General features: G+C 63.2%; 18 protein-coding genes and 3 tRNA genes. 2 read left to right on the top strand and 19 right to left on the bottom strand.

Translation table 11 applies throughout. From position 1 onward, the window contains the following. Positions 1–34 precede the first annotated feature (34 nt). The 12 genes from NG900_RS10910 to NG900_RS10855 form a co-directional block, all read right to left on the bottom strand. Positions 35–111: transfer RNA gene (locus NG900_RS10910), tRNA-Asp, on the bottom strand. A 44-nt stretch (positions 112–155) separates the two neighbouring features. Next, a tRNA-Val gene (locus tag NG900_RS10905) sits at positions 156–231 on the bottom strand. Between the two features lie 77 nt (positions 232–308). After that, complete coding sequence (locus tag NG900_RS10900) at positions 309–617, bottom strand: HU family DNA-binding protein (protein WP_476655366.1); 309 nt, start codon at positions 615–617, stop codon at positions 309–311. Positions 618–740: 123 nt separating this feature from the next. After that, positions 741–3155 carry an endopeptidase La gene (lon, locus tag NG900_RS10895; protein ID WP_252680038.1) on the bottom strand — a complete coding sequence of 805 codons (2415 nt, stop codon included), beginning with the start codon at positions 3153–3155 and terminating at the stop codon, positions 741–743. 170 nt (positions 3156–3325) lie between these two features. Continuing rightward, a complete protein-coding gene (gene clpX / locus NG900_RS10890; protein WP_252680036.1) occupies positions 3326–4600 on the bottom strand; it encodes an ATP-dependent Clp protease ATP-binding subunit ClpX in 1275 nt (424 codons plus the stop codon). A gap of 175 nt (positions 4601–4775) precedes the next feature. After that, on the bottom strand, positions 4776–5423 hold the full coding sequence (gene clpP, locus NG900_RS10885) for an ATP-dependent Clp endopeptidase proteolytic subunit ClpP (protein ID WP_021194574.1): 648 nt from the start codon (positions 5421–5423) through the stop codon (positions 4776–4778). 29 nt (positions 5424–5452) lie between these two features. Then, positions 5453–6796: a trigger factor gene (gene tig / locus NG900_RS10880; RefSeq protein ID WP_252680034.1), complete on the bottom strand. Its 1344-nt coding sequence runs from the start codon at positions 6794–6796 to the stop codon at positions 5453–5455. A 244-nt stretch (positions 6797–7040) separates the two neighbouring features. Beyond that, the gene (gene mnmC, locus NG900_RS10875; protein WP_252680032.1) at positions 7041–9059 is read right to left on the bottom strand and encodes a bifunctional tRNA (5-methylaminomethyl-2-thiouridine)(34)-methyltransferase MnmC2/FAD-dependent 5-carboxymethylaminomethyl-2-thiouridine(34) oxidoreductase MnmC1; all 2019 of its coding nucleotides are present in this window, start codon (positions 9057–9059) and stop codon (positions 7041–7043) included. Positions 9060–9148: 89 nt separating this feature from the next. Continuing rightward, complete coding sequence (locus tag NG900_RS10870) at positions 9149–9343, bottom strand: hypothetical protein (protein WP_252680030.1); 195 nt, start codon at positions 9341–9343, stop codon at positions 9149–9151. A gap of 107 nt (positions 9344–9450) precedes the next feature. Continuing rightward, entirely contained in the window at positions 9451–10848 is a 1398-nt protein-coding gene (locus NG900_RS10865; protein ID WP_252680029.1) for an MFS transporter, read from the bottom strand. A gap of 80 nt (positions 10849–10928) precedes the next feature. Further along, positions 10929–12116 (bottom strand): CaiB/BaiF CoA transferase family protein, encoded by a 1188-nt coding sequence (locus NG900_RS10860; protein WP_252680028.1) that lies wholly within the window; start codon positions 12114–12116, stop codon positions 10929–10931. Further along, positions 12113–13864 (bottom strand): acyl-CoA dehydrogenase family protein, encoded by a 1752-nt coding sequence (locus tag NG900_RS10855; protein WP_252680026.1) that lies wholly within the window; start codon positions 13862–13864, stop codon positions 12113–12115. The genes NG900_RS10860 and NG900_RS10855 overlap by 4 nt, the downstream gene beginning before the upstream one ends. Positions 13865–13981: 117 nt before the next feature. On the opposite strand from NG900_RS10855, the gene NG900_RS10850 reads away from it, so the two are divergent. Beyond that, positions 13982–14878, top strand: coding sequence for a LysR family transcriptional regulator (locus tag NG900_RS10850; RefSeq protein ID WP_252680024.1), 897 nt, complete (start codon positions 13982–13984; stop codon positions 14876–14878). Positions 14879–14931: 53 nt separating this feature from the next. On the opposite strand, the gene cyoD is transcribed toward NG900_RS10850, so the two are convergent. From cyoD to cyoA, 4 genes are all read right to left on the bottom strand, one after another. After that, positions 14932–15360, bottom strand: a complete 429-nt coding sequence (gene cyoD / locus NG900_RS10845; protein WP_252680022.1) for a cytochrome o ubiquinol oxidase subunit IV — start codon at positions 15358–15360, stop codon at positions 14932–14934. Further along, a complete protein-coding gene (gene cyoC, locus NG900_RS10840; RefSeq protein ID WP_252680020.1) occupies positions 15357–16013 on the bottom strand; it encodes a cytochrome o ubiquinol oxidase subunit III in 657 nt (218 codons plus the stop codon). The genes cyoD and cyoC overlap by 4 nt, the downstream gene beginning before the upstream one ends. Then, positions 16006–18009: a cytochrome o ubiquinol oxidase subunit I gene (gene cyoB / locus NG900_RS10835; RefSeq protein ID WP_252680018.1), complete on the bottom strand. Its 2004-nt coding sequence runs from the start codon at positions 18007–18009 to the stop codon at positions 16006–16008. The genes cyoC and cyoB overlap by 8 nt, the downstream gene beginning before the upstream one ends. 81 nt (positions 18010–18090) lie before the next feature. Beyond that, on the bottom strand, positions 18091–19143 hold the full coding sequence (cyoA, locus tag NG900_RS10830; RefSeq protein WP_252680016.1) for a ubiquinol oxidase subunit II: 1053 nt from the start codon (positions 19141–19143) through the stop codon (positions 18091–18093). Between the two features lie 148 nt (positions 19144–19291). Here cyoA and NG900_RS10825 point away from each other — a divergent pair, with 148 nt between their 5' ends. Next, positions 19292–20611, top strand: coding sequence for an MFS transporter (locus NG900_RS10825; protein ID WP_252680014.1), 1320 nt, complete (start codon positions 19292–19294; stop codon positions 20609–20611). A gap of 36 nt (positions 20612–20647) precedes the next feature. On the opposite strand, the gene NG900_RS10820 is transcribed toward NG900_RS10825, so the two are convergent. From NG900_RS10820 to NG900_RS10810, 3 genes are all read right to left on the bottom strand, one after another. Next, positions 20648–20734, bottom strand: a tRNA-Leu gene (locus NG900_RS10820). A 133-nt stretch (positions 20735–20867) separates the two neighbouring features. Beyond that, positions 20868–23987 (bottom strand): efflux RND transporter permease subunit, encoded by a 3120-nt coding sequence (locus NG900_RS10815; RefSeq protein WP_252680012.1) that lies wholly within the window; start codon positions 23985–23987, stop codon positions 20868–20870. A 51-nt stretch (positions 23988–24038) separates the two neighbouring features. Continuing rightward, positions 24039–25247, bottom strand: coding sequence for an efflux RND transporter periplasmic adaptor subunit (locus NG900_RS10810; protein ID WP_252680886.1), 1209 nt, complete (start codon positions 25245–25247; stop codon positions 24039–24041). Positions 25248–25402 lie beyond the last annotated feature (155 nt).

Here is a 25402-nt window from a genome sequence, read left to right as displayed (position 1 = left end):
AAGGCCCGAACGAATCGGGCCTTTATGCAAAAACTGGCGGAGCGGACGGGACTCGAACCCGCGACCCCCGGCGTGACAGGCCGGTATTCTAACCGACTGAACTACCGCTCCAGATTGGGTCGGACCACCCGACGCATGAGCGGCAATACGAACGATGGTGGGTGCTGAGAGGCTCGAACTCCCGACCCGCGCCTTGTAAGGGCGCTGCTCTACCAACTGAGCTAAGCACCCGTTCGTACTGCCGGCGTGAGCCGGACTGTCCGGCGCCTACGGTTCGTTGTCACCCGAATCGTGAGCACCAAAGCCCGCTAGTTTAGCGCATCTTTCAGCGCTTTGCCAGGTTTGAATTTCGCGACCTTTCCACCTTCGATCGTGATGGCTGCACCCGTGCGCGGATTACGCCCGTTGCGCGAAGAACGCTTGCCGACCAGAAACGTGCCGAAACCAACCAGCGTGACCGACCCGCCGTCGCACAACGCATCTTTGATGCCGCCGATCAGCGCGTCGATGGCGCGCCCGGCCGCGGCTTTAGACATGTCAGTCTCTGCCGCCACATGGTCGATGAGATCTGTCTTGTTCATCGTGCCACCTCCCCGAACACCCGCTTGAGCGTGGATTCATTAAAGTGGTCGCCTATCGACGTGTCAAGGCGAAGAACCGTCTACATCTCGTGGTCTAAGCGCCAAAGAAAAAGGGCCCGAACGAATCGGGCCCTTCTTCAACCTTAGCAGGTCATGGCATCAGTGATGGACCATCTCCTGCGACTTGCCATCGTCACTCTTCGAAGGTGCCGGCTTGGCTTCTTCTTCCGGCAGCGGCTCGGGCTTGCGCACCAACGCGAGCTCCAGCACCTTGTCGATCCAGCGTACCGGCTGGATCTCGATGCTGTTCTTCACGTTGTCCGGAATGTCCGCCAAGTCCTTGACGTTCTCTTCCGGAATCAGCGCCAGCTTGATGCCACCACGGTGCGCGGCCAGCAGCTTTTCCTTCAGGCCGCCAATCGGCAGCACTTCGCCGCGCAGCGTGATTTCGCCGGTCATCGCCACATCGGCGCGCACCGGAATACCGGTCAGTACCGACACCAGCGCCGTCGTCATCGCAATACCTGCCGACGGGCCGTCCTTGGGCGTCGCGCCTTCGGGCACGTGGATGTGGATGTCGCGCTTCTCGAACATCTCATCCTTGATACCGAGGCGAGCGGAACGCGAGCGCACCACCGAACGCGCGGCCTCGACCGATTCCTTCATCACGTCACCCAGCGAACCGGTGCGGGTAATGTTGCCCTTGCCGGGCATCAGCGCAGCTTCGATGGTCAGCAGATCGCCGCCCACTTCCGTCCACGCCAGCCCCGTCACCTGACCCACCTGGTCTTCCTTGCCGGCCAGACCAAAGTCGAAGCGACGCACGCCGAGGAATTTGTCGAGGTTGTCCGAATCGACCTTCACGGACGTACCGGCTTCCTTCTTCAGCAGCAGTTGCTTGACGACCTTGCGGCAGATCTTCGAGACCTCGCGCTCCAGCGAACGCACACCTGCTTCACGCGTGTAGTAGCGGATGATGTCGCGCAGCGCGGCTTCGGTCACCTCGATCTCGCCTTCCTTCAGACCATTGTTCTTGATCTGCTTGGGCAGCAAATAGCGGCGGGCAATGTTGACCTTTTCGTCTTCCGTATAGCCCGACAGGCGAATCACTTCCATCCGATCGAGCAGCGGCGCCGGAATGTTCAGCGAGTTCGACGTCGCCACGAACATCACGTCCGACAGGTCGAAGTCCACTTCGATGTAGTGGTCCTGGAACGTGTGGTTCTGTTCCGGGTCCAGCACTTCGAGCAGCGCCGACGACGGGTCGCCGCGGAAATCCGCGCCCATCTTGTCGATTTCGTCGAGCAGGAACAGCGGGTTGCGCACGCCAACCTTCGTCAGGCTCTGCAGGATCTTGCCCGGCATCGACCCGATGTAGGTACGACGGTGACCGCGAATCTCGGCCTCGTCACGCACGCCGCCCAGCGCCATGCGCACGAACTTGCGGTTCGTTGCACGCGCCACCGACTGCCCGAGCGAAGTCTTACCCACACCCGGCGGCCCCACAAGGCACAGGATCGGCGCCTTCAGCTTGTCGACACGCTGTTGCACGGCAAGGTACTCAAGGATGCGTTCCTTGACCTTCTCCAGGCCGTAGTGGTCGGTGTCCAGCACCTGCTCGGCGTTGGACAGGTCGTTGTTGACCTTGCTCTTCTTGCGCCACGGCAGCCCGACCAACGTGTCGATGTAATTGCGCACGACCGTTGCCTCGGCCGACATCGGCGACATCAGCTTGAGCTTCTTGAACTCGGAGTCGGCCTTCTTCTTGGCCTCCTTCGGCATGCGGGCGGCCTTGATCTTCTTGTCCAGCTCTTCAAGATCAGCGCCCTCTTCGCCTTCGCCCAGTTCCTTCTGGATAGCCTTGACCTGCTCGTTCAGGTAGTACTCGCGCTGCGACTTCTCCATCTGGCGCTTGACGCGGCCACGGATGCGCTTTTCCACCTGCAAGATGTCGATCTCGCCTTCCAGCTGCGACAGCAGGCTCTCCAGACGTTCGGTCACATTGAACATCTCGAGAATCTTCTGCTTCTGCTCGAGCTTGATCGGCAGATGCGCCGCGATGGTGTCAGCCAAGCGACCCGGCTCGTCGATGCCCGACAGCGAAGTCAGGATCTCCGGCGGAATCTTCTTGTTCAGCTTCACATACTGGTCGAACTGCGAAACGATGGCGCGGCGCAGCGCCTCGGTCTCGGCCGATTCAGTCGGTTCCGGACCAACAGGCACTGCTTCGCAGAAGAAGTGCGACTCGTCGTCGGTCACGGACAGGATGTTGGCGCGTTGCGTGCCCTCGACCAGCACCTTTACGGTGCCGTCCGGCAGCTTCAGCATCTGCAGGATGTTGGCGATACAACCGACCTCGTAGAGGTCCTTGTCGGTCGGCTCATCCTTGGCGGCGGTCTTCTGCGCCACGAGCATGATGCTCTTGCCCGCCTCCATCGCGGCTTCCAGCGCCTTGATGGATTTGGGGCGCCCCACGAACAGCGGAATCACCATGTGCGGAAACACCACCACGTCACGCAGCGGCAACAGCGGCAGGCGAATCTGCTCAGCGGGTAAAAGTTGGGTTCCGGACATTATTTTCCCCAGAAAGTCATGTAAGGGCTAAATTGGGCGCAGCGGCGGTTTTACAAGACCGCTGCTGCAAGTCGCATGCCGGCCCGGTTTCCCGAAGCAAAAAAAGCCGCTCGCGAGCGAACGGCTTCCTGCATGGGACGCATACGGCGCATCCCGGCCGGGCATTCGCGTCAGTTGGAACCTGCAACCTTGGGTTGCTCTTCGTAAATCAGCAAGGGCTTGCCGTCGCCAGCGATCGTGCTTTCATCGATCACCACCTTCTGCACACCCTTGTGGTTGGGAAGGTCGTACATCACATCCATCAAAGCGTGCTCAACGATGGAACGCAGGCCGCGCGCCCCCGTCTTGCGCTTGATCGCCTTGCGGGCGATTGCCGTCAGCGCGCTCGGACGGATTTCCAGCTCCACCCCTTCCATTGCCAGCAGTTTTTGATACTGCTTGACGATCGCGTTCTTGGGCTCGACCAGAATCTCCATCAGCGCAGCCTCGTCGAGCTTGGCCAGCGTCGCCACCACGGGCAGACGGCCGATCAGCTCGGGAATCAGACCGAACTTGATGAGGTCTTCCGGCTCCACCTGCGGCAGCACTTCGCTGACGTCGCGCTCTTCCTTGCTCTGCACCTCTGCGCCGAAGCCGATGCCGGTCTTGTCCGAGCGCTGCATGATGATCTTTTCGAGACCGTCGAACGCGCCGCCGCAGATGAACAGGATGTTGGTGGTATCGACCTGAAGGAAGTCCTGGTTCGGATGCTTGCGGCCGCCCTGCGGAGGCACCGATGCCATCGTGCCTTCGATCAGCTTGAGCAGCGCCTGCTGCACACCTTCGCCCGAAACGTCCCGGGTGATGGAAGGGTTATCAGACTTGCGCGAAATCTTGTCGATTTCATCGATGTAGACGATGCCGCGCTGGGCCTTGTCCACTTCGTAATTGCAGTTCTGCAGCAGCTTCTGGATGATGTTTTCGACATCCTCGCCGACGTAGCCTGCTTCGGTCAGCGTGGTGGCATCAGCGATGACGAACGGCACATTCAGCAGACGTGCGAGCGTTTGGGCAAGCAGCGTCTTGCCCGAGCCGGTCGGCCCAATGAGCAGGATGTTGCTCTTGGACAGCTCGACATCATCCTTCTTGCCGAGGTGCTTCAAGCGCTTGTAATGGTTGTAGACCGCGACCGCCAGAATCTTCTTGGCCTGCTCCTGACCAATGACATATTGGTCGAGGCTTTGGCGAATCTCATGCGGGGTGGGAAGGTCGGACTTGACGGCCAGACCACCCTCCTTTTCGGAGATGGCGGCTTCGTCCCGGATGATCTCGTTGCACAGGTCGATGCATTCATCGCAGATGAAGACCGAGGGGCCGGCAATCAGTTTCTTGACCTCATGCTGGCTCTTGCCGCAGAACGAGCAGTACAGCAGCTTTTCGCCAGTCGAGCCTTTCTTGTCCGCCATAACGATTACCAGTAGTTCTTGGCAGCATCATACGCCAAATTATCTGGCGACGATCCGCTGGTGTTGTACAAAGCAAAAACGAGGCGCGAAGCCTCGTTTTTGACACCGCTTGACATGCTTTGCGCGCCCCACCAGTGTGCCGCAGGGCGCACCGGCTATCGCGCACATCCGCGTTTTACCGCTTGCTGATGACCTGATCGATCAGACCGTATTCCTTGGCCTGTTCGCTGCTCATGAAGTTGTCGCGGTCCGTGTCGCGGGCGATCTTGTCGACCGGCTGGCCGGTTGCCTCCGAGAGCACCGTATTCAGGCGCTCGCGCAGGTACAGGATTTCGCGCGCCTGGATCTCGATGTCAGAGGCTTGGCCACGCGCGCCGCCCAACGGTTGGTGGATCATGATCCGCGAGTTCGGCAGCGCCAGACGCTTGCCTTTCGCACCGGCGGCCAGCAGGAACGCGCCCATGCTGGCTGCCATGCCCATGCACAGCGTCGACACATCCGGCTTGATGAACTGCATCGTGTCGTACATCGCCAGACCGGACGAGACCGAGCCGCCCGGCGAGTTGATGTACAGCGAGATGTCCTTGTCGGGGTTCTCGCTTTCCAGGAACAGCAGCTGTGCCACCACGAGGTTGGCAGTCTGGTCGTTGACCTCGCCCACCATGAAGATCACGCGCTCCTTGAGCAGGCGCGAGTAGATGTCGTAGGCGCGTTCGCCGCGGCCCGACTGCTCGACCACCATCGGCACCAGTCCAAGCCCTTGCGTTTCGAGCGCAGAAGCCTGGGTGCGAGCGAGTTGGTCGATCAGTTCATTGCGGATCATGCGGTTCTCCGGTGCGTGGATCGATCGAATCAGCCTTGCGCCGGGGTGGCGGTCAACTCTTCGAACGACACAGCCTTGTCAGTGACCTTGGCCTTGTCGCACACAAAATTTACCACGTTGTTTTCGAGCACGTAGGCTTCCATTTCAGCCAGGCGCTGTTGGTCGCCGTAGTACCAGCGGATGACTTCCTTCGGATCTTCGTAGCTCTTGGCGAACTCTTCGATCTCGGCCTTGATCTGTTCCGGCTTGGCTTCCAGGTTGTTGGCCTTCACGACTTCAGCCAGCACCAGACCCAGCTTCACGCGGCGCTCAGCTTGTTGCGTGAACATCTCGGCCGGGATCGGCATGTTCTTGGCGTTCGGCATGCCGCGCGCCTCGAGGTCACGACGGGCCATTTCCACCAGGCGCTCTTGGTCTTGTTCGACCAGCGACTTCGGCACGTCCAGCTCTGCCACCTTCAGCAGCGCTTCCATGACTTGGTCCTTGAGCAGCGCGTGCGTACGACGCTTGACTTCACGCTCGAGGTTTTCGCGGATGTCGGCGCGCATCTTGTCGAGGTTGCCGTCGGCGATGCCCAGCGACTGTGCGAAGGCTTCGTTGACTTCCGGCAGGTGCGCCCACTCAACTTGCTTGAGCGTGACGGTGAACTCAGCCGTCTTACCGGCCACGTCCTTGCCGTGATAGTCCTCGGGGAACGCCAGCGGGAATTTCTTCGATTCACCCTGCTTCAGGCCGAGCGTGGCTTGCTCGAACTCGGGCAGCATGCGGCCTTCGCCCAGCACGAACGTGAAGCCCTCGGCCTTCCCACCAGCGAATTCGACGCCGTCGATCGTGCCGACGAAGTCAACAGTCACGCGGTCGCCGTTTTGCGCGACAGCCGCGCCGCCATCACCGTGCTCGCCGGCTTCGCCACGCGTGTGATAGTGCACACGTTGCTTGCGCAGGATGTCGAGGGTCTTGTCGATTTCAGCGTCGGTGATCTCGGTCTTGGTGCGCGTCAGTTCCGCGCCGGCCAGATCGCCCAGCTTGACTTCCGGATACACCTCGAAGGTGGCGTCGAATGCGACTTGGTCGTCCGCCACGCCTTCGGTCTTCAGCTCGAAGCGCGGTTGGCCGGCAACCTTCACACCTTGCTCATTCGTGATGTCGAAGAACTGGCGGGCTGCCTTGTCGTAGCGCACTTCGAATTCGACTTGTTGGCCGTATTGCTTCTCGACCATCTTCATCGGGACCTTGCCCGGACGGAAGCCCGACATCTTGACGGTCTTGGACAGACGGGCCAGACGGCTTTGCTTCTCTTGCTCCACTTCGGCCTTCGGGACAGCCAGGGTCACTTTGCGATCAAGCTTGCCGAGGTTTTCGATAGTCGACATGGTCGTAATTCCAGAATCAGATGAAAGTTGCGTCGAACGGCGCAGCGCCAGCAGCAGCCGTGGTTCAAAGTTCTTGGTCTTGCCGGGCTTGCGCGGATGCGACGCGTGGGCCGCTCAGGGGACACTTCAGCGGCGCAACGGACGCGTTCGGGCTGGCAAACGCAAAACGCATATTATGGCATGGAACGCTTCCCGGCCCTGAATTTTTGGGCCAGAACGCTTGGAAAACCCTTCAAACGGCGCGTTAATCCGGCGTATCCGCAGTCTCGCTGTGCGCGAGTGCGGCGCTCGCCCCCTGTCCGCGTCCATGCTGCAACGCGCGCAGAACGAAGCGCCCAGGGTCCAGGGCCGCCGCCAAGTCCGCCTCCAGTGGCAGCGGGCCACCGTCAATCTGCGCAGCCAGCAGTTCCGCGCCCAGGACCGACCATGTGAGGCCACGCGAACCATATGCAAGTGCGGCATACAGCCCGGCCATGCGCGGCAGTTGCGCATGCGGCCCGCGCAGCCGAAAACCGGGGGCCGTGGCCGCCGCCTCATCCACTAGCGGGCCAATCAGGGGCAGGCGGTTGGCGGACACACAGCGCACGCCGACATACCCACGCAACTGCGCGGGATCAAGACGCGCCAGCGCACCCAATTGCTGGGGCTGCAACCCGGCCAGCCGCCGAAGATTGGCCGCGTGATCAGCGGCGCGCTCGGCCAGGTCGCACTCGCCCGGTTGGAAGGAGGACCCCGTACGCACGGTTTGTGCGCCCGGCTCGGCGGGAAGCAGATAGCCATCACCGCAGACTACGGCCCTGGGCCACGCCACCCCAGGCTCAAGACAGGCGATCGGAACATCCGTCAGTTGACCTCGCACCGGCTTGAGCAACGCCATGGTCAACGGCGCCAGACGTGCCGCTTCCAGGCTGTTGGCGAGGACGACGACGGGCGCACTCGCAATCACCTCCCCCTGGGCATCCAGCGCCTGCCAGTGATCGGCCTCGTGCCGCAGCAATGCCACGTGCGTGTTCCAGCGCGCGTCAATTGCGGCATCTGCTGCAGCGAGATTGGCGCGGCAAATATCGGGCGGAGCCACCCACCCGGCCTGTGCAAACCACCAGCCGCCCTGCGGCACGCTTGCACCGACGCGCGCGGCAGCCTGATCGGCAGTGAGCCAATCGATATAGCTGGCGGGATAACCGAGCGCCTCGACGATGCGCTGCTGCAACGTGGCATCGTCGGCATGTTCGGCGAGCTGCAGAACGCCAGTGCGCTGGAAGCCCGTCGCAAAGCCCGCACGGTCGAGCGCATCCCAATGCCGGCGTGCGAGCAGGTTGCCGGCGCGCGAAAGACGCGAGAGCACGCTGTCGTCGATGGAGACATGCGGATGCATGGCCGCTGCCCGGTGGGCAGACGTACCTCGGGCCGGGCCATCGTTTGCATCGATGAGCGTGATGCGCCAGCCGCGCGACGCGAGTCGTTCCGCAAGGGAACACCCGGCCAGCCCAGCGCCTAGCACGATGGCATGGCGCTCGCTCCAGACCGGCGCTTGAACCGGGCCGCGCCGCGTGCGCCAGTGCGTCGGGAACTGCGCGACGGTCATGTCGCGCTTGGCACCGAACCCCGGCGCCTTGCGCGTCTCGAAGCCCACCTCCTGCAAGCCGCGTCGCACAAAACCTGCCGCGGTATAGGTCGCCAGCGTGCTCCCGGCACGGGCAACGCGCGCGAGTTGCTTGAAAACGCGGGGCTGCCAGAGATCCGGATTCTTGGAGGGCGAAAAGCCGTCCAGATAAAACGCGTCTGCCGCACAGGACAACTGCGGCAGCACCTCCATCGCATCGCCGAAGAGCAATGTGAGCGTGACGCTGCCGCCGTCGAAAACGAGACGATGCACCCCTGGCACGGGCACCGGCCACGCCTGCCGCAGCAGTTCAGCCAGCGGCGCAAGGGCCCCGTCTTTCGGATGCACGACGGCCAGGCCTTCGCAATCGAACGGATGCTTCTCGATGGAGACGAAGTCGAGTCGTGCGCAACGTTGCGGATCATCGCGCCATGCGGCCCACGTCGCCAGGAAGTTCAGCCCCTGGCCGAAGCCGGTCTCGACGATCGTGAAGGCGCCCTTGCCTTGCCATGCGCTGGGCAGCCCGTTGCCGCCCAGGAAGACGTGCTGCGCCTGCGCAAGGCCGCCTTCGGTGCTGTGATAGACGTCGTCGTATTGGGCGGAAAACGGCGTGCCGTCCGACGTGAGCTGAGGCGTGGCGAGAACGAGGCCGCGTGGCATGAAACACCTGAGAAAGAAGCGGCGAATTGTACCGCCGCCCTCCTCGCACATCGCGATCCGATACAGATGTTCGGCTTCACAAGACGAGCCTACGCGACATCGTCGGCAGACCGGTGCCGCCATGCCATGAGCGCGACAGCCAACGCTGCCACCGACAGGCCAATGACCAGCCCAGTCAACTGGCCGGCACGACGCGCTTCATCCACGCGTTCACGCGCCTCGATCGCCTGGCGAACCGTTTCCCAGAAAGCCTCGCGGTGCTCGTTCTCGTCAAAGATGGACATGGCAGGCTTCCCCGTTTGTCTGCGGACGGTTTCGTATCGCTTGCCCTGTCATCGTAGGGAACGTGCGGCAACTGTGCCACCGCACGTTTCGTGTAGGACGTGGTCGCTCAGGCAGCGGCGACAGGTTTGCCAACAGGCGCGGCGTTCGGGCGAGTGGCATCGGCATCACCCTGACCGAGGTCCATTGCATCGGCGCGTTCTGCGGAGGACAGCTCGTCTGCGCGATAGCCCGTGCGGTTGAGCAGCACCAGCGTGCATGCCAGCGACACCAGCGCATACAGCGCCGACGACACTGCCACGCCAACGATGTTGCCCGTGCTGTTCAGCATCCACTGAGCAAACACGGGCGTGCCCCCGCCTACCACCAGCGAACACAGCTGATATGCCAGCGACAGCCCTGTATAGCGGATGCGCGTCGGGAACACCCGCGCCAAGATGCCGCCGATGGCGCCGTAGAACATCGAGTGCGGAATCGTCGCCAGGCACATGCCGAGCAACGCAATCCAGACCACCTTGGTCTCGATGGCATAGAACATCACCGGCATCAGCAGGAACTCCGGTAGCACCATCAGGCAGATGGCGCGGCGCATGTCCATGCGCGAGACCAGCCACGCGCCCAGCGGCTGCGTGATGAACTGCACCACCAGCGCAATCGCGATGATGCCGAGGAAGGTGTCCTGCGCGTAGCCGAGCTCCTTCGTGGCCCACGCCAGCGCGAAGTTGCTCTTCAGGTACGTCACGTGGATGAGCGGCAGCGTGCCCGCGCCCAGCAGCACCAGGCCCCAGTGGTCACGCACCACGTCCTTGAGCGGCAGCTTGACGGTCTTCTTCTGCGCCAGCACGCGCTTCATGTCGTCAGATTCTTCCAGCTTCAGGCGGATGACCATGCCCACGATCACCAGCAACGCCGACAGCAGGAAGGGCACGCGCCAGCCCCACAGCATGAACTGCGGCGTCGGCAACACGCTCAGCGCGAAGAACACCAGCGTCGCCAGCAGGTTGCCCGTGGGCGACCCCTGCTGCGCAAACGCGGAGTACAGGATGCTCTTGCGCTTAGGCGCGCTCTCGCTGGCAATCAGCACCGCGCCGCCCCACTCGCCGCCCACGGCCACGCCCTGGATCACGCGCAGCACCACCAATCCCACCGGTGCCCACATACCGATCTGCGCATAGCTCGGCAGCAGGCCAATGCCCATCGTCGCCAGGCCCATCAGGATCAGCGTGATGATGAGCGTGGTCTTGCGGCCGATCTTGTCGCCCAGATGCCCGAAGATGATCCCGCCGATGGGCCGCGCGGCAAAGCCTGCCCACAGCGTGACGAACGACAGCAGCGTGGCGATGCCCGGGTCCAGCGTCTTGGAGAAGAACACCTTGCCGAAGACCAGCGCGGCGGCAAGGCCGTAGATGTAGAAGTCGTACCACTCGATGGTGGTGCCGATGAACGCGGCAACGGCGGCTCGGCGCGGCTGCAGGTTCGCGGCGTGGGGCGCAGGCTGATGAGGCATGTCGGTCTCCTTGGTGGTACTGCCGGTTTGGCGCGGTCTCTGTCGGGCCGTCTGCCTTGTTGTGGTGATGCCGCTTCAGTTCATTTCAGAACACCCGCCTCGAACAGGCGCTGCCGGGTTTCCGCATCAATGCCCAGCGACGTGAGCACGGCATCGGTATCGGCACCGAGCGCAGGCGGCGCATTGCGATACGTAGCCGGGGTGCGCGACAGCTTGATCGGCGAGCCGGTACCGCGGTACTCCCCCAGCTCGACTACCATCTGCCGATGCAGCGTATGTGGGTGGCGCGCCACCACGTCGACGCTCTGCACCGGCCCGCACGGCACGCCGCCACGGATCAGGTCTTGCGCGAGCGTTTCGCAATCAAAGCGCGCCAGTTGCGCCTCCAGCGCCTGCTTGAGTTCCGGGCGATGCGCGCAGCGGCTGCGGTTGTCGGCAAAGCGCGCTTCTTCCACCAGTTCGGGCACGCCGATGTGCGCGCACAGCTTGGCGAACTGGCGGTCGTTGCCCACGGCCAGGAAGATCGGCGCGGTGCCGGTCTGGTAGCTGTCATACGGCGTGATGTTTGGATGCGCATTACCGCTGCGCTGCGGCACCTTGCCGGAACCAAAGTAGTTCGGCAGATGCGGATGCAGCAACGACACCCCGCAGTCGTACAGCGCAATGTCGATCGATTGTCCGTGCCCGCTCTTTTCGCGCTCCGCCAGCGCCAGCAGGATGCCGGCCAGCGCGTTGAGCCCCGTCACCAAGTCGACGATCGGCAGGCCTACACGCATGGGGCCGCCGTCACGCTCGCCATTGACGCTCATCAGACCGGCCATGGCCTGGATGGCGGCGTCGTAGCCGGGCAACCCGCCCAACGGCCCATCGGGGCCAAAGCCGGACACAGCACAGTGGATGAGGCGTGGAAAGCGCGGTAGCAGATCGCGCTCGAAATCCATGCCCCAACGGGCGAGCGTACCGGGCTTGAAGTTCTCAACCAGCACATCGGCGTCTTCCAGCAATTGCCAGAGCACCGCGCGGCCCTCGTCACAAGACAGATCGACCGAGATGCCGAGCTTGTTGCGATTGACGCCGTTGAAGTACCACGCCGTATCGCTCTCATCGAACGGTGGGCCCCAGGTGCGGGTCTCGTCGCCAACGGGTGGTTCGAGCTTGATGACCTGTGCGCCGTGATCGGCCAGTGCCTGCGTGCAGTACGGGCCGCCGAGCACGCGGCTCAGGTCGATGACCTTCAGGCCATGCAGCGCGCCGTTGACGGTACTCATTGCGCATCCCCAGCCGGCAACGCCTGCATGGCCAGCGCGAACGGCACCTCACGCTGCTTGACGAGCGCATCGAACAGCAACGCATCGTCGGCCTCGGGCAAGGCCAGCGGATCGACCGGCAGCAGCTTGTGACGCAGCACCAGATGCGCGAGCGCCAGGCGGCGATGATCCGGCGCTAGGCGCACGCCCTCCACCGCCATGAAGATCGCCGTGGTGATGTGGTACAGCGCGGAACCGGCCTGACGCACCAGCTGGTCGTTACCGCCTTCGGCAACCTTGGCGATCGTGCGGCAGACGCGATCAAGCGTGGCGCGCAGCAGCGCATCGCTCTGCGCCGGCAGGGTGACGCCATCGAGCAGGCCGACGAGATGCGCGCGCAGCGGCTGCAGTGCGCCTTCGCGCTTCACCGCGCGGGCGATGTCGAGCGCAACGATGTTGCTCGTGCCTTCCCAGATCGAGCCGAGATGTGCGTCACGCACGAGTCGCGCGTCGCTCCACTCCTCGATGTAGCCGGTGCCGCCGCGCACTTCCATCGCATCGCCGGTCACGCGGCGCGCATCGCGGCAGGCGCGGAACTTGATGAGCGGCGTCAGGATGCGCACGCACTTGGCTGCCTGCTCGTTGCCGGCATCGGCCAGCGGCAGCAGTTGCGCAATCTGCATGAACATCGAGCGCGCCTGCTCGGTCGGCAGCAGCATCTTCAGAAGCTGACGCTGCATCAGCGGCATGTCGATCAGCTTGCGGCCGAAGGCTTCGCGGTTGCGCGCGATGTGCAGTGCCTCGGTGGTGGCGCGGCGCATCAAGCCAGCCGCACGCACGCCGTTCGACAGGCGCGACATGTTGATCATGTCGGCCATCTGGTGAAAGCCCCGGCCGATCTCACCAATCAGGTAGGCGGTGGCACCTTCGAGCGTGATCTCGCCGCTGGCCATGGAGCGGGTGCCGAGCTTGTCCTTCAGGCGGATGATGCGGTAGTGGTTGCGCGAGCCGTCCTGCAGCGTCTTGGGCAGCAGGAACAGCGCCAGGCCGTTGATGCCCGAGGGCGCACCGTCCGGGCGCGCGAGCACCATGGCGAGGTCGGCGTCGGCGTTGGAGCAGAACCATTTGTCGCCGTACAGTCGCCACGCTTGCGTGCCATCGGGCGCGGTCTCCAGCGCGGCGCGCGTGGCGATGCGTGCAACGTCCGAACCGGCGGCCTGCTCGGTCATGAACATCGCGCCCTGGTACAGCTCATCAAAGTCGCGCGAGGCCAGCTTCGGCAGATAGCGCGCCACCAGTGCCGGATCGCCGAACTTGCGCAGCGTGCGCGTGAGCGAATCCGTCATGCTGACCGGGCAGCACAGGCCGAACTCGGCTTGCACGAACAGATACGTGAGCGCGTATTTGACCAGCGGCGGCGGCGCGTTGCCCACGTGGCTCATCGATGCAAGCCCCAGATCGGTATAGGCCACGCGTTCGAGTGCGACGTAGTCGGGGTGCTTATCGATGCTCTGCAGAGCCTCGCCGCGGCGGGTGCGGTGGCGCAGTTGCGGTGGGTTGTGGTCGGCACTGATGGCCCAGGCGTCGAGTTCGTCTGAAGCGCGCAGACCAAGCGACTTGAGCTGTGGTTCCACCTCGCGGTATTGCGCGTCGCCCAGGTACAGCCACAGCAGGCGCCCGAGATCCGGATCGACATGGAAGAAGTTGATGCCCCGGCTGTCGGGGATGTTCTCGTGGCCGATCAATGGCTCGCGGGCGATGTCGTTCATGCGGGTGGCCTCGCTGTCTCCTGTTTTGTCCGGCCAGCATAGGAACGTCATCGATAATCGTCCAATACAGGTTTTGTCCTGTACGATAAACAATTCTTATCGTTGAGCTCGACGGCCATGGACCTCAAGCAGTTGCGCTATTTCGTTGCCGTGGCGGAAGAGCTGCATTTCGGGCGCGCGGCGCAGCGGCTGTTCATCTCGCAGCCGGCGCTGAGCTTCGATATCCGCAAATTCGAGGAGCAACTGGGCGTGCAACTGCTGGCGCGCACCAACAAGAGCGTGGCGCTCACCAACGCTGGCCAGGTGCTGTTGGACGAGGCCCGCAAGCTGCTGCAGCAAGCCGCCGAGGTCGAACGCGTCACGCAGCGCTCTGCGCACGGGCTGGCCGGCCGGCTGCGGGTGGGCTTCATCAATTCGATGCTGTATCGCGGCCTGCCGCGCGCGGTGGAGCGCTTCGAGGCCGATCACCCCTCGGTGGAAATCATCCTGCGCGAGATGAATACCGGCGAGCAGGTCCAGGCCCTCCAGCGCCAGCAGATCGACCTGGGCTGCGCGTACTGGGGCACCTTCCCGGCAGAAGTCGTTTCCACGCCGATCTTCACCGAGCCCTTCGTCGCCTGCCTGCCCGCCAGCCACGCGCTGGCCCGCCGCAAGCGCCTCGAACTCGGAGCGCTCGCACAGGAGCCGTTCATCCTCTTTCCGCGCACTGTATCGCCGCACTATCACGACCTGATCATCGCGCTGTGCGTGGATGCCGGTTTCAGCCCGGTGATCCGCCACGAGGCGCGGCTGTGGCAGACCGTGGTCACGATGGTGGGGTTCGGCATGGGCGTGGCGCTGGTGCCCAAGACGCTGCAGCACGCCGGGGACGCACGCGTCAGTTTTGTGCTGCTGGCCGGAGGCAAAAAAGAATCGCCCGTGCTGTCATTGCGACGCACGGGCGATGCGGAGCCGGTGGCGAGCCGCTTTCTGGAATACCTTGAAGCGGCGGCACAAGAGAACATGAAGCCCTGACCGGTTCAGCCTCCCAGCGCTTCACGCTGGCAAATCACGCACATCACGCATTCCTACTGCGTTCGGGCCGGCAAGACAACGGGGGCCGGCTGCGCCGGCGGCCGCATGTGCGGCATCATGTTGGCGTTCAGGTGGTACATCACCCAGAGCGACCCGCTGAGCGTGATGACCACCAGCACCAGCGTGAACATCAGCGACAGCATGTTCCAGCCGCCCTCCGATTTGGCGTTCATGTGCAGGAAGTAGATCATGTGCACCACGATCTGCACCGCGCCGATCAGCAGGATCGCCACCGCCGTCGTCGACGATTTTTCGAACACGTTGCCCATCACCAGCCAGAACGGAACGGCCGTCAGGAACACCGACAGCACGAAACCCGTGAGGTAGCCACCCAGCGTGGCGTGCGGGACGTCTTCCTCATGATGATGGTCGTGGCCGTGACCATCGCCGTGGCCGCTCATCGTTTGGTTATGCACGCTCATGGCAGCGTTCCCATCAGGTAGACGAAGGTGAAGACGCCGATCCAGACGACGTCAAGAAAGTGCCAGAACATCGACAGGCACATCAGCCGGCGCTTGTTGGCGGTGATCAGCCCGTGCTGCGACACCTGCAGCATCAGCACGATCAGCCAGATCAGGCCGAACGTCACGTGCAGCCCGTGTGTGCCGACCAGCGAGAAGAACGATGTCAGGAATGCACTGCGCTGCGGCCCCGCCCCCTCGTGTATCAGGTGCGCGAACTCGTAGAGCTCCACCGTCAGAAACGCTGCGCCGAACAGCCACGTGATCGCCAGCCAGATCTGCATGGCAGCGACCTTGTTCTGCTGCATCTGCAGCATTGCAAAGCCGTACGTAATGGAGGACAGCAGCAGGAACGAGGTGTTCAGCGCCACCAGCGGCAGTTCGAACAGCTCCGCCCCGGTGGGTCCGCCCGCGTACTCGCGGCCCAGCACTCCGTAGGCCGCAAACAGACAAGCGAATATCAAACAATCGCTCATCAGATAGACCCAGAACCCGAGCAGCGTGCCGTTGGGCACGTGATGCTCTCCCGTGACGTGGAACTGGTAGCCACCCGGCGGCACACCGTCTGCCGCGGTGGTGCCGTTCGTATGCAGGGGTACGGTCGTATCAGCCATGGCCCGCCATCAGTTGGGTGCGCGATGCTTCGGTCCGGACCACATCTTCTGCCGGGATGTAGTAATCGCGCTGGTAGTTGAAGGTGTGGATGATTGCCGAGAGGATCGTGGCCACGAACGATGCGATGGCCAGCCACCAGATGTGCCAGATCAACGCAAAGCCGCACAGCGTGGACAAGCCTGCCAGCACGATGCCCGCAGCGGTGCCTTTCGGCATGTGGATCGGAACGAAGCCCTCCTGCGGCCGCTTGTAGCCGTATTGCTTCATCTGCCACCAGGCATCGGAGTCGTGCACAAGCGGCGTGAGGGCAAAGTTGTACTGCGGCGGGGGCGATGAGGTCGACCACTCCAGCGTGCGGCCGTTCCAGGGGTCGCCAGTTGTGTCGCGTAATTCCTCGCGGCGCAGGAAGCTCACCACCAGTTGAACCAGGAAGCAGCCGATGCCGATGGCGATCAGGAGCGCGCCAAACGCCGCGAGCTGAAACCAGATCTGCAACGATGGATCGTCGAAATGGCTCATCCGGCGGGTCACGCCAAGCATGCCCAACCAGTACAGCGGCATGAACGCAAAGTAAAAGCCGATGAACCAGAACCAGAACGATGCCTTCCCCCACGACGACACCAGCCGATAGCCGAACGCCTTCGGGAACCAGTACGTGATGCCCGCCATGAGGCCGAACAGCACCCCACCGATGATCACGTTATGGAAGTGGGCAATCAGGAACAGGCTGTTGTGCAACGAGAAGTCCGCGGGGGGCACCGCCAGCAGCACCCCCGTCATCCCGCCGATGACGAACGTGACCATGAATCCGATGGTCCACAGCATGGGCGGTTCGAAGCGGATCTTGCCGTGGTACATCGTGAACAGCCAGTTGAATATCTTCGCGCCGGTCGGGATCGAAATGATCATCGTTGTGATCCCGAAGAACGAGTTGACGCTGGCGCCCGACCCCATCGTGAAGAAGTGATGCAGCCAGACCAGGTACGACAGCACCGTGATCACGACCGTCGCATACACCATCGACGCGTAGCCGAACAGACGCTTGCGCGAGTACGTTGCCACCACTTCCGAGAAGACACCGAACACCGGCAGCACCAGGATGTAGACCTCGGGATGACCCCAGATCCAGATCAGATTCACATACATCATTGCGCTGCCGCCCTGCTCGACCGTAAAGAAATGAGTGCCGGCATAGCGGTCCAGGGCCAGCAGCGTCACGGCGGCCGTCAGCACCGGAAAGGCGGCAACGATCAGCGCGTTGGTGCACAGCGCAGTCCAGGTGAAGATCGGCATGCGCATCAGCGTCATGCCCGGCGCGCGCATCTTGACAATGGTCACCAGCAAGTTGATGCCGGATAGAACGGTGCCGACCCCCGCGATCTGCAATGCCCAGATGTAGTAATCGACCCCCACGTCGGGGCTGGAAAGGATGCCCGACAATGGCGGATAGGCCAGCCAGCCGGTACGCGCGAATTCGCCCACGAACAGCGACATCATCACCAGGATGGCACCACCGGTCGTCATCCAGAAGCTGAAGTTGTTGAGGAACGGGAATGCCACGTCGCGCGCCCCAATCTGCAGTGGCATGACAAAGTTCATCAGGCCGGTCACCAGCGGCATGGCCACGAAGAAGATCATGATCACACCGTGCGCGGTGAAGATCTGGTCGTAGTGATGCGGCGGCAGATACCCGAGGTTGTCGCCGAACGCCACCGCCTGCTGCAGCCGCATCATGACCGCATCGGCAAAGCCGCGCAGCAGCATCACGATACCCAGCACGACGTACATGATGCCGATCTTCTTGTGATCGATGCTGGTAAACCACTCACGCCAGAGATAGCCCCAGAGGCGGTAGTACGTCAGCGCTCCCACCACCGCAAGGCCGCCGATGGCGACGACCGCGAAGGTGGCGAGCAGGATCGGCTCGTGATATGGAATGGCCTCCCACGACAGACGGCCAAAGATCATGTTGGCGAGTTCGGAGCGCTCGGGCATAGTTGTCACCTGGGCCTGCATCGACCAATTGTGGCCGGTCTGAGTTGACGAGAAAACGAAAACGGGGCGCGCAGCCGTGCGCTACTGCAACAGCCTTCGACCGTCGCCGACAGGAGCATCCGGCGCAAACATCGGCATGGACTCGGCCGTGTTGCTCGCGGTACAGATTTCCGCCGACGGATCGAACTTGCCTCGATTGCGGTTGCTCGCCATGGTGTCCGCCAGACAGGCCTGGCCGTCCACGCAGCGGTTCAGGATGCGGTCGTAGAGGCCAGGCGCGACGCTGGCATAGCGCTGGACCGGCTCGCTTTCGCTGGGCTTGGCCAGCTTCAGGTAGGTGTCTTTCGACAGCGGCGAGCCCGACGACTTGACCTGCTGGACCCAGCGGTCGAAATCTTCGTTTGACAGGCCGTGGAACTTGAACCGCATGTGCGAGAAGCCCGCGCCGCTGTAGTTGGACGAGAGGCCGTCATACACACCGGCGCGGTTGATGACGGCATGCAGCTTGGTTTCCATGGCGGGCATCGCATACACCATGCCCGCCAGCGACGGCACGAAGAACGCGTTCATGACCGTGGTGGCCGTGATCCGGAATTCGATCGGGCGATCCACCGGCGCAGCCAGTTCGTTGACGGTGGCAATGCCTTGCTCGGGATAGAGAAACAGCCACTTCCAGTCCATTGCCACCACTTCCACGGTCAACGGCTTGACCTCTGCGGTGACCGGCCGGCTTTCATCAAGCCGAGTGAGCGGCCGATACGGATCGAGCTGATGGGTGCTGACCCATGTCACGGCGCCCAGCGTGATGATGATCAGCAGCGGCGCGGCCCAGATCGCCAGTTCCAGCACCGTGGAATGGTCCCAGTCCGGGTTGTAATGGGCATTGTTGGCGCTTTCTCGGTATCGCCATGCAAACAGCAGCGTGAGAATGATCACCGGAACGATGATCAACAGCATCAGGCACGTGGCGATGATGATCAGGTTCCGCTGTCGCAATGCCATGTCGCCCGCCGGCGATAGAAGCACCGCGTTGCTACATCCCGCAAGCGTCACCAGGACGGCGATTGCGGCACTTCTCAAAAGCGTCCTTCCTGTTGTCCGGAAGCGTTTCACCGCTGCATCGAAGCGTGGCATGGTCTCGGAAGTGGCGTTTAATTAACGTCGCGCTGGGAGACGCCCAGCGATCTTTCGATTTGCTGTTGCAGTTTAGGCGCTATTCTTGGTCTTGTGCTTGCCGAGTTTGCGTTCAGTACGACACCCACCCTTCGATGGAGCCTCCACGATGGCCAGTCTGACCCACCAGCATCGCGCCTCTCCCTCTGCTCCCCCTGCCCCAGGACACCATGAAGTCGCGCCAGCCGAGATCGCCACAGGTGTGGTGATTGGACGAGCGTCGGAGTATTTCGACTTCTTCGTCTATGGCATCGCCTCGGTGCTGGTTTTCCCGACCGTCTACTTTCCCTTCGCCAGCGAGCTGGCCGGGCTGCTGTTCAGCTTTGCAATCTTCTCGTTCGCCTTTATCGGGCGCCCGTTCGGCACGGCGCTGTTCATGCGCATCCAGCGCCGATGGGGCCGCGGCACCAAGCTGACCGCATCGCTGTTCCTGCTCGGTACGGCCACCGTTGGCATTGCGTTCCTGCCGTCGTACGCGTCGATCGGCCATGCGGCCATCTATCTCCTGGCGCTGTTCCGCTTCATGCAGGGCATCGCGTTCGGGGGTTCGTGGGATGGTCTGCCCTCCTTGCTGGCACTGAACGCACCCGAGAACAAGCGCGGCTGGTACGCCATGGTCGGACAACTCGGCGCGCCCACGGGCTTCATCATCGCGGGGTCGTTGTTCCTGTTCCTCTATTCGAGCCTGACATTCCAGGAGTTCATCGAATGGGGCTGGCGCTATCCGTTCTACGTCGCCTTTGCCATCAACGTGGTGGCCCTGTTTGCGCGGCTGCGTCTGGTCGTGACGCACGAATACACGCAACTGCTGGAAGAAGGCGAGCTCGAGCCGATCAATACCCTGCAGATGGTGAATGCCCAGGGGTTCAACATCTTCCTGGGGGCCTTTGCAGCGCTGGCCAGCTATGCGCTGTTCCATCTGGTGACGGTGTTTCCGCTGTCGTGGGTGGCCCTGCGCAAGACGCAAAGCGTGTCGGACGTATTGGCGGTCGAGATCGTCGGTGCGGTCATCGCGTTCATCGGCACGCTGCTCTCCGGCTGGATTGCAGACCGTATCGGCAGGCGCACGACGTTGGCTGCCATGGCAGTGCTGATCGGCATCTTCAGCCTGGCGGCGCCGTGGCTGCTCGATGGCGGTGTCGCCGGACAGGACATCTTCATCCTGGTGGGTTTCGGGCTGCTGGGGCTGTCCTACGGCCAGGCTGCCGGCGTGGTGACATCGAACTTCGAGAGCCGTTTCCGCTATACCGGTGCCGCGCTGACGACCGACTTCGGCTGGCTGTTTGGCGCCGCGTTTGCACCGCTGGTGGCGCTGGGCCTCTCGTCGCTGTTCGGGTTGGGCGCTGTCAGCCTGTACCTGCTCTCAGGCGTGGTGGGTACGCTGGTGGCGCTGCGGATCAACAAAGCGCTGGGCACGCCGGACGCGTGAGTGCGTCTGCCGGAGGAAACCTCGGAACGAGGTAAGTGGTGCGAGGGAGGGGACTCGAACCCCTACACCATTGCTGGCGTCAGGACCTAAACCTGGTGCGTCTACCAATTTCGCCACCCTCGCCGGATGGATCGCGGCGCCCCCGAGAAAGGGGCGCCGGAAAGGAAGCCCGCGATTATATCGCAGTCGCTCGGGGGTTTCCATCCCCCGCTCTGCTTGAGGTGGCGTTGGGGCTTGAGTCCCCAGCCTCGCCCCGTCAGTCCATCGGTACAGCCGCTTGCGCCTCCGGCCGCTTGACGCGGAACCACGCTGCATACAACGCCGGCAGGAAGAGCAACGTGAGGACCGTTGCCACGATCAGCCCACCCATGATGGCGGCAGCCATCGGCCCCCAGAACACGCTGCGCGACAGCGGAATCATGGCCAGCACAGCCGCGGCGGCCGTCAGGATGATGGGACGGAAGCGCCGCACGGCTGCCTCGACAATGGCCGTCCAGGTGGGCACGCCTGCGGCCACGTCCTGCTCGATCTGATCCACCAGAATGACCGAGTTGCGGATGATCATGCCGATCAGCGCGGTAATGCCGAGCTGCGCCACGAAGCCCATCGGCGCGCGCAGCAGTAACAACGTTGTCGCCGCGCCAATCAACCCCAGCGGCCCCGTGAGGAACACCATCACCGAGCGCGAGAAGCTGTGCAACTGGAGCATCAGCAGCAAGAAGATGATGAAGATGCAGAGCGGCATCTGCGCGGCAATCGAAGCCCCCGCGTTGGCGCTCTCTTCTTCTGCGCCGGCAATCTTGATCTGGTAGTCCGGCGGCAGATCGGCGCGGATCTTGTCGAGCAGCGGGTTGATCTGCGCCGTTACCGTCGGGCCTTGCACACCGTCGACCACGTCGGATTGCACGGTGATGCCGTAGTCGCGGTTCTCGCGCCAGATCACGCCGGGCTCCCATGCAAAGCCCACACGCGCCACTTGCGTAAGCGGGACCGTTCGACCGCTGCTGGTCGGCACCTGCACGCGCTGCAACGCGTCGAGCGTGTTGCGTTCGTCCGCCTGCGGGCGCATGACGATGTCGAGCAGCTTGTCGCCGTCGCGGTACTGGGCGATGGGCGCCCCAGTGAGCACCGTCTGCGTGACCTGCGAGATCGACCCCGTCGACACGCCCAGCGCGCGCGCCTTGTCTTGGTCGATGTCCAGGCGCAGCACTTTGACGTTCTCGTTCCAGTTGTCGTTCACGCCCACCGTGTTCGGGTTGGCGACCATGATGGCCTTGACCTGATCGGCAATCTTGCGCACACCGCCCATGTCCGGGCCCATCACGCGGAACTGCACCGGATACTGCACCGGCGGGCCATTGGGCAGCAGCTTCACACGGCCGCGCAGGTGCGGGAACTGCGATTTGAGCAGGCCGAGAATGTGTTGCCGCACGCCCGCACGCGCCTCCAGCGAGGTGGGCATGACGATGGCCTGCGCCACATTGGTCTGCGGCAGGATCTGATCCAGCGGCAGGTAGAAACGCGGTGCGCCGGAGCCAATGAACATCGTCACGCTTTCGACGTTCTGCTCCTTGCGCATCAGCGCTTCAAAGCGCTTGGCCTCGGTCTCGGTCTGATTGAAGCTCGAGCCTTCCGGCAGCCACAGTTCCACGAGCAGCTCGGGGCGGCTGGAATCGGGGAAGAACTGCTTCTCCACGTACTTGAAGCCGAACACGCCCAGCCCGAACGCCACCAGCGTCACGACGATCACTGTCTTGCGGTATTCCACGCACCAGTTCACCCAGCCGCGGAAGCGGTTGTAGAACGGTGTATCGAACAGCTCGTGATGCCCGCCGTTACCCGCGTGCGACTTCGTGCGCAGCAACAGAAAGCCCAGGTACGGCACAAACACCACCGCGGCAAACCACGACAGCACCAGCGCCAATGCCGTCACCGCAAAGATGCCGAAGGTGTATTCCCCCACCGTCGAGCGCGCCAGCCCCACCGGCAGGAACCCCGTGGCGGTGATGAGCGTACCGGTCAGCATCGGCATGGCGGTCGAGCTGTAGGCAAAGGTGGCGGCTTCCATCTTGGAGAAGCCCTCTTCCAGCTTGCGCACCATCATTTCGACCGCGATGATCGCGTCGTCCACCAGCAGGCCGAGCGCAATGATCAGCGCGCCAAGCGAGATCTTGTGCAGGCCGATGTCGAAGATGTTCATGAACAGGAACGTCACCGCCAGCACCAGCGGAATCGTCAGGCCCACCACCAGACCCGGCCACACGTCGATGCGCAACTTGGGCTTGGTGTGCAGACCGAGGGAGAGAAAGCTCACCGCCAGCACGATCACCACCGCCTCGATCAGCACGTGCACGAACTCCCCCACCGAGTTCTGCACCGACTTCGGCTGGTTCTGCACCTGCTCCATCTCAACACCCACGGGCAGCTTCGCGCGGATCTTGTCGACCGTGGCGCGCAGGTCCTTGCCCAGCTGGATGATGTCGCCGCCCTTCGTCATCGAAATGGCCACGCCGATGACTTCCTTACCGTTGAAGCGCATCTTGGCGTGCGGCGGGTCGACGTAGCCGTGCTTGACGGTGGCGATGTCGCCCAGGCGGATGTTGGTCGTGCCGCCGGGGCCGCGCAGCGTGAGGTTTTCGAGATCGCGGATGTCGGAGAACTGACCCGACAGGCGGATCTGCACGTTGTCCGTCGGCGTGATCAGCACCCCGCTGGGGCCGATGTTGTTCTGCTGGCCGATCTGCGTGGCGATGCTGTTGATGTCCAGCCCCATCTGCGAGAGCTTCGCCTGCTGGAACTCGATGTAGATCTTCTCGTCCTGATCGCCTAGCAGCTCGACCTTGGCGACGTTGGGCACGCGCAGCAATTGCTGGCGGATCGCGTCGGCGTAATCGTTCAGTTGGCGGTACGTAAAGCCATCGGCCGACAGCGCGTAAATGGAGCCGTACACATCGCCGAAGTCGTCATTGAAGTACGGGCCGCGCACGCCCTGCGGCAACGTCGGTGCGATGTCGCCCACCTTCTTGCGCACGGTGTACCAGAGTTGCTGGGTGTCCTTGGAGGGCGACGTGTCGGCGAGTTGGAAGGTGACGAGTGTTTCGCCGGGCTTGGAATAGCTGCGGATCTTCCACGCGTACGGCACCTCCTGCAGCGCCTTCTCGATCTTGTCGGTCACCTGGCGCGACATCTGCTCGGCCGTGGCACCGGGCCAGAAGGCCTGCACCACCATCGCGCGGAAGGTGAAAGGCGGGTCTTCGTCCTGACCCAGCTTGGCGTACGCAAAGATGCCGCCGAGCAGCAGCGCCACCAGCAGGAAGCGCGTGAGCGGTTGGTGTTCAAGCGCCCAGCGTGACAGGTTGAAACGAGAGTGTTCCATGCGCGCGAAGGTTTGCGTGTTGGGGCTGAGGCCGGAAGTTATCGAGGGAGCCTAGCGGCGCGGCGTGATGGCAGACTGGGCCGACGGTTGATCGGCCGGGGCCATCGGCATCACCTTCTGGCCGGCCTTGAGCAGGTGCACGCCGGCGGTCACGATGGTCTGGCCGGGCTGGAGCCCGCTGGTGATCAGCAGCACGTTGTCGCGCGGCGCACCCACCGTCACCGGCACGGGCTTGACCGTCTGCGATGCGGCGTCGTACAGCCACACCACGGTCTTGCCTTGCTCCTGCAGCAGCGCGCTGATCGGCACGCGTACACCCATACCCCCGCTATCTGCGCCACCGCCGGGGCGCACGAATGTGGCCACGGCCGTCATGCCCAGCTTCAGTTCGGGCGGCGGGTTCGGCACCGAAATCTTCACCGTGTACGTGCGCGTGAGCGGATCAGCTGCCGGCGCAATCTCGCGCACCTTGGCCGGAATGCTGCGCGATTGGTCGGCCCACAGCTTGACCTTCACCTCGGGCGATTTGCGCAGCGTATCCACTTGGTCTTCGGGAATGCCGACCACGACTTCCTTCTCGGCCGTCTGCGCCACGCGCACGACCGGTTGGCCGGCGGACACCACCTGCCCGACTTCGGCATCGACGCCCGTCACCACGCCATCGGCGTCGGCTTCGAGCGTGGCATATCCCGCCTGGTTGGATTGATTGCGATAGCCGGCCGCGGCCTGCTCGTAACGAGCCTGTGCGGCGTCGTAGTTGGCTTGATGGCGCTGCTGTTCCGCTGCGCTGATGAAGCCCTTGGCAAACAGCTCGGAAAAACGTTTGAGGTCGGCGGCAGCGAGGTCGCGGTCGGTCTTTGCGGCCGATAACTGGGCCTGGGCCGATTGCTGCGCGAGGGCCAGATCGGTCGGATCCAAGCGCGCGAGCATCTGGCCTTTCTTGACCGTCGCGCCGACGTCCACCAGGCGGGCAACGATCTTGCCCGGCACGCGAAAGCCCAGGCGCGACTCGATGCGCGGCCGGACGTCGCCGGAAAACTCGGCCGTGCCGGCACCCTGCTCGCTGGTGACCGTCATGGTGCGCACGGGCCGCACGTCGGGCGCCTTGGGCTGCTCCTTGCTGCAGCCGGCCAGCAAGGCGGCACCGGTCAGCAAGGCAGCCGATGCGGCTACGGACAACGAGCGCCTGCGCGACAGAGACTGCGTGTCGGAGGAACCGGTGGAGTCGGAATGCGGGTACGGCAATCTCATCGCTGGCACGGCAGGCATGACACGCTCTCAGTAAATAACTGACCGGTCAGTAATATACCCATGCCGATGCGCAGGGTCAACGACGCGGCCGCGTCTGATTGACTTTTCTTGATCGGGTTTCCCATAAGGGCTGCCGGCATGCTGCACCGCAACGCGCTGTAGAA

Source organism: Ralstonia soli, assembly GCF_023955655.1.
Classification (GTDB): Bacteria; Pseudomonadota; Gammaproteobacteria; order Burkholderiales; family Burkholderiaceae; genus Ralstonia; species Ralstonia soli.
Note: the sequence above shows the minus strand (reverse complement) of the source record. Positions and strands in the feature narration are given on the sequence as shown.

Bases quoted from the DNA above. Each gene is read 5' to 3' on its own strand.
- NG900_RS10860 (WP_252680028.1), bottom strand. From the start codon at position 12,116: ATGAGTACCGTCAACGGCGCGCTGCATGGCCTGAAGGTCATCGACCTG.
- clpX (WP_252680036.1), bottom strand. From the start codon at position 4,600: ATGGCGGACAAGAAAGGCTCGACTGGCGAAAAGCTGCTGTACTGCTCG.
- NG900_RS10825 (WP_252680014.1), top strand. From the start codon at position 19,292: ATGGCCAGTCTGACCCACCAGCATCGCGCCTCTCCCTCTGCTCCCCCT.
- NG900_RS10850 (WP_252680024.1), top strand. From the start codon at position 13,982: ATGGACCTCAAGCAGTTGCGCTATTTCGTTGCCGTGGCGGAAGAGCTG.
- cyoD (WP_252680022.1), bottom strand. From the start codon at position 15,360: ATGAGCGTGCATAACCAAACGATGAGCGGCCACGGCGATGGTCACGGC.
- NG900_RS10855 (WP_252680026.1), bottom strand. From the start codon at position 13,864: ATGAACGACATCGCCCGCGAGCCATTGATCGGCCACGAGAACATCCCC.
- cyoA (WP_252680016.1), bottom strand. From the start codon at position 19,143: ATGCCACGCTTCGATGCAGCGGTGAAACGCTTCCGGACAACAGGAAGG.
- mnmC (WP_252680032.1), bottom strand. From the start codon at position 9,059: ATGCCACGCGGCCTCGTTCTCGCCACGCCTCAGCTCACGTCGGACGGC.
- NG900_RS10865 (WP_252680029.1), bottom strand. From the start codon at position 10,848: ATGCCTCATCAGCCTGCGCCCCACGCCGCGAACCTGCAGCCGCGCCGA.
- cyoC (WP_252680020.1), bottom strand. From the start codon at position 16,013: ATGGCTGATACGACCGTACCCCTGCATACGAACGGCACCACCGCGGCA.
- clpP (WP_021194574.1), bottom strand. From the start codon at position 5,423: ATGATCCGCAATGAACTGATCGACCAACTCGCTCGCACCCAGGCTTCT.
- NG900_RS10815 (WP_252680012.1), bottom strand. From the start codon at position 23,987: ATGGAACACTCTCGTTTCAACCTGTCACGCTGGGCGCTTGAACACCAA.
- lon (WP_252680038.1), bottom strand. From the start codon at position 3,155: ATGTCCGGAACCCAACTTTTACCCGCTGAGCAGATTCGCCTGCCGCTG.
- tig (WP_252680034.1), bottom strand. From the start codon at position 6,796: ATGTCGACTATCGAAAACCTCGGCAAGCTTGATCGCAAAGTGACCCTG.
- NG900_RS10870 (WP_252680030.1), bottom strand. From the start codon at position 9,343: ATGTCCATCTTTGACGAGAACGAGCACCGCGAGGCTTTCTGGGAAACG.
- cyoB (WP_252680018.1), bottom strand. From the start codon at position 18,009: ATGCCCGAGCGCTCCGAACTCGCCAACATGATCTTTGGCCGTCTGTCG.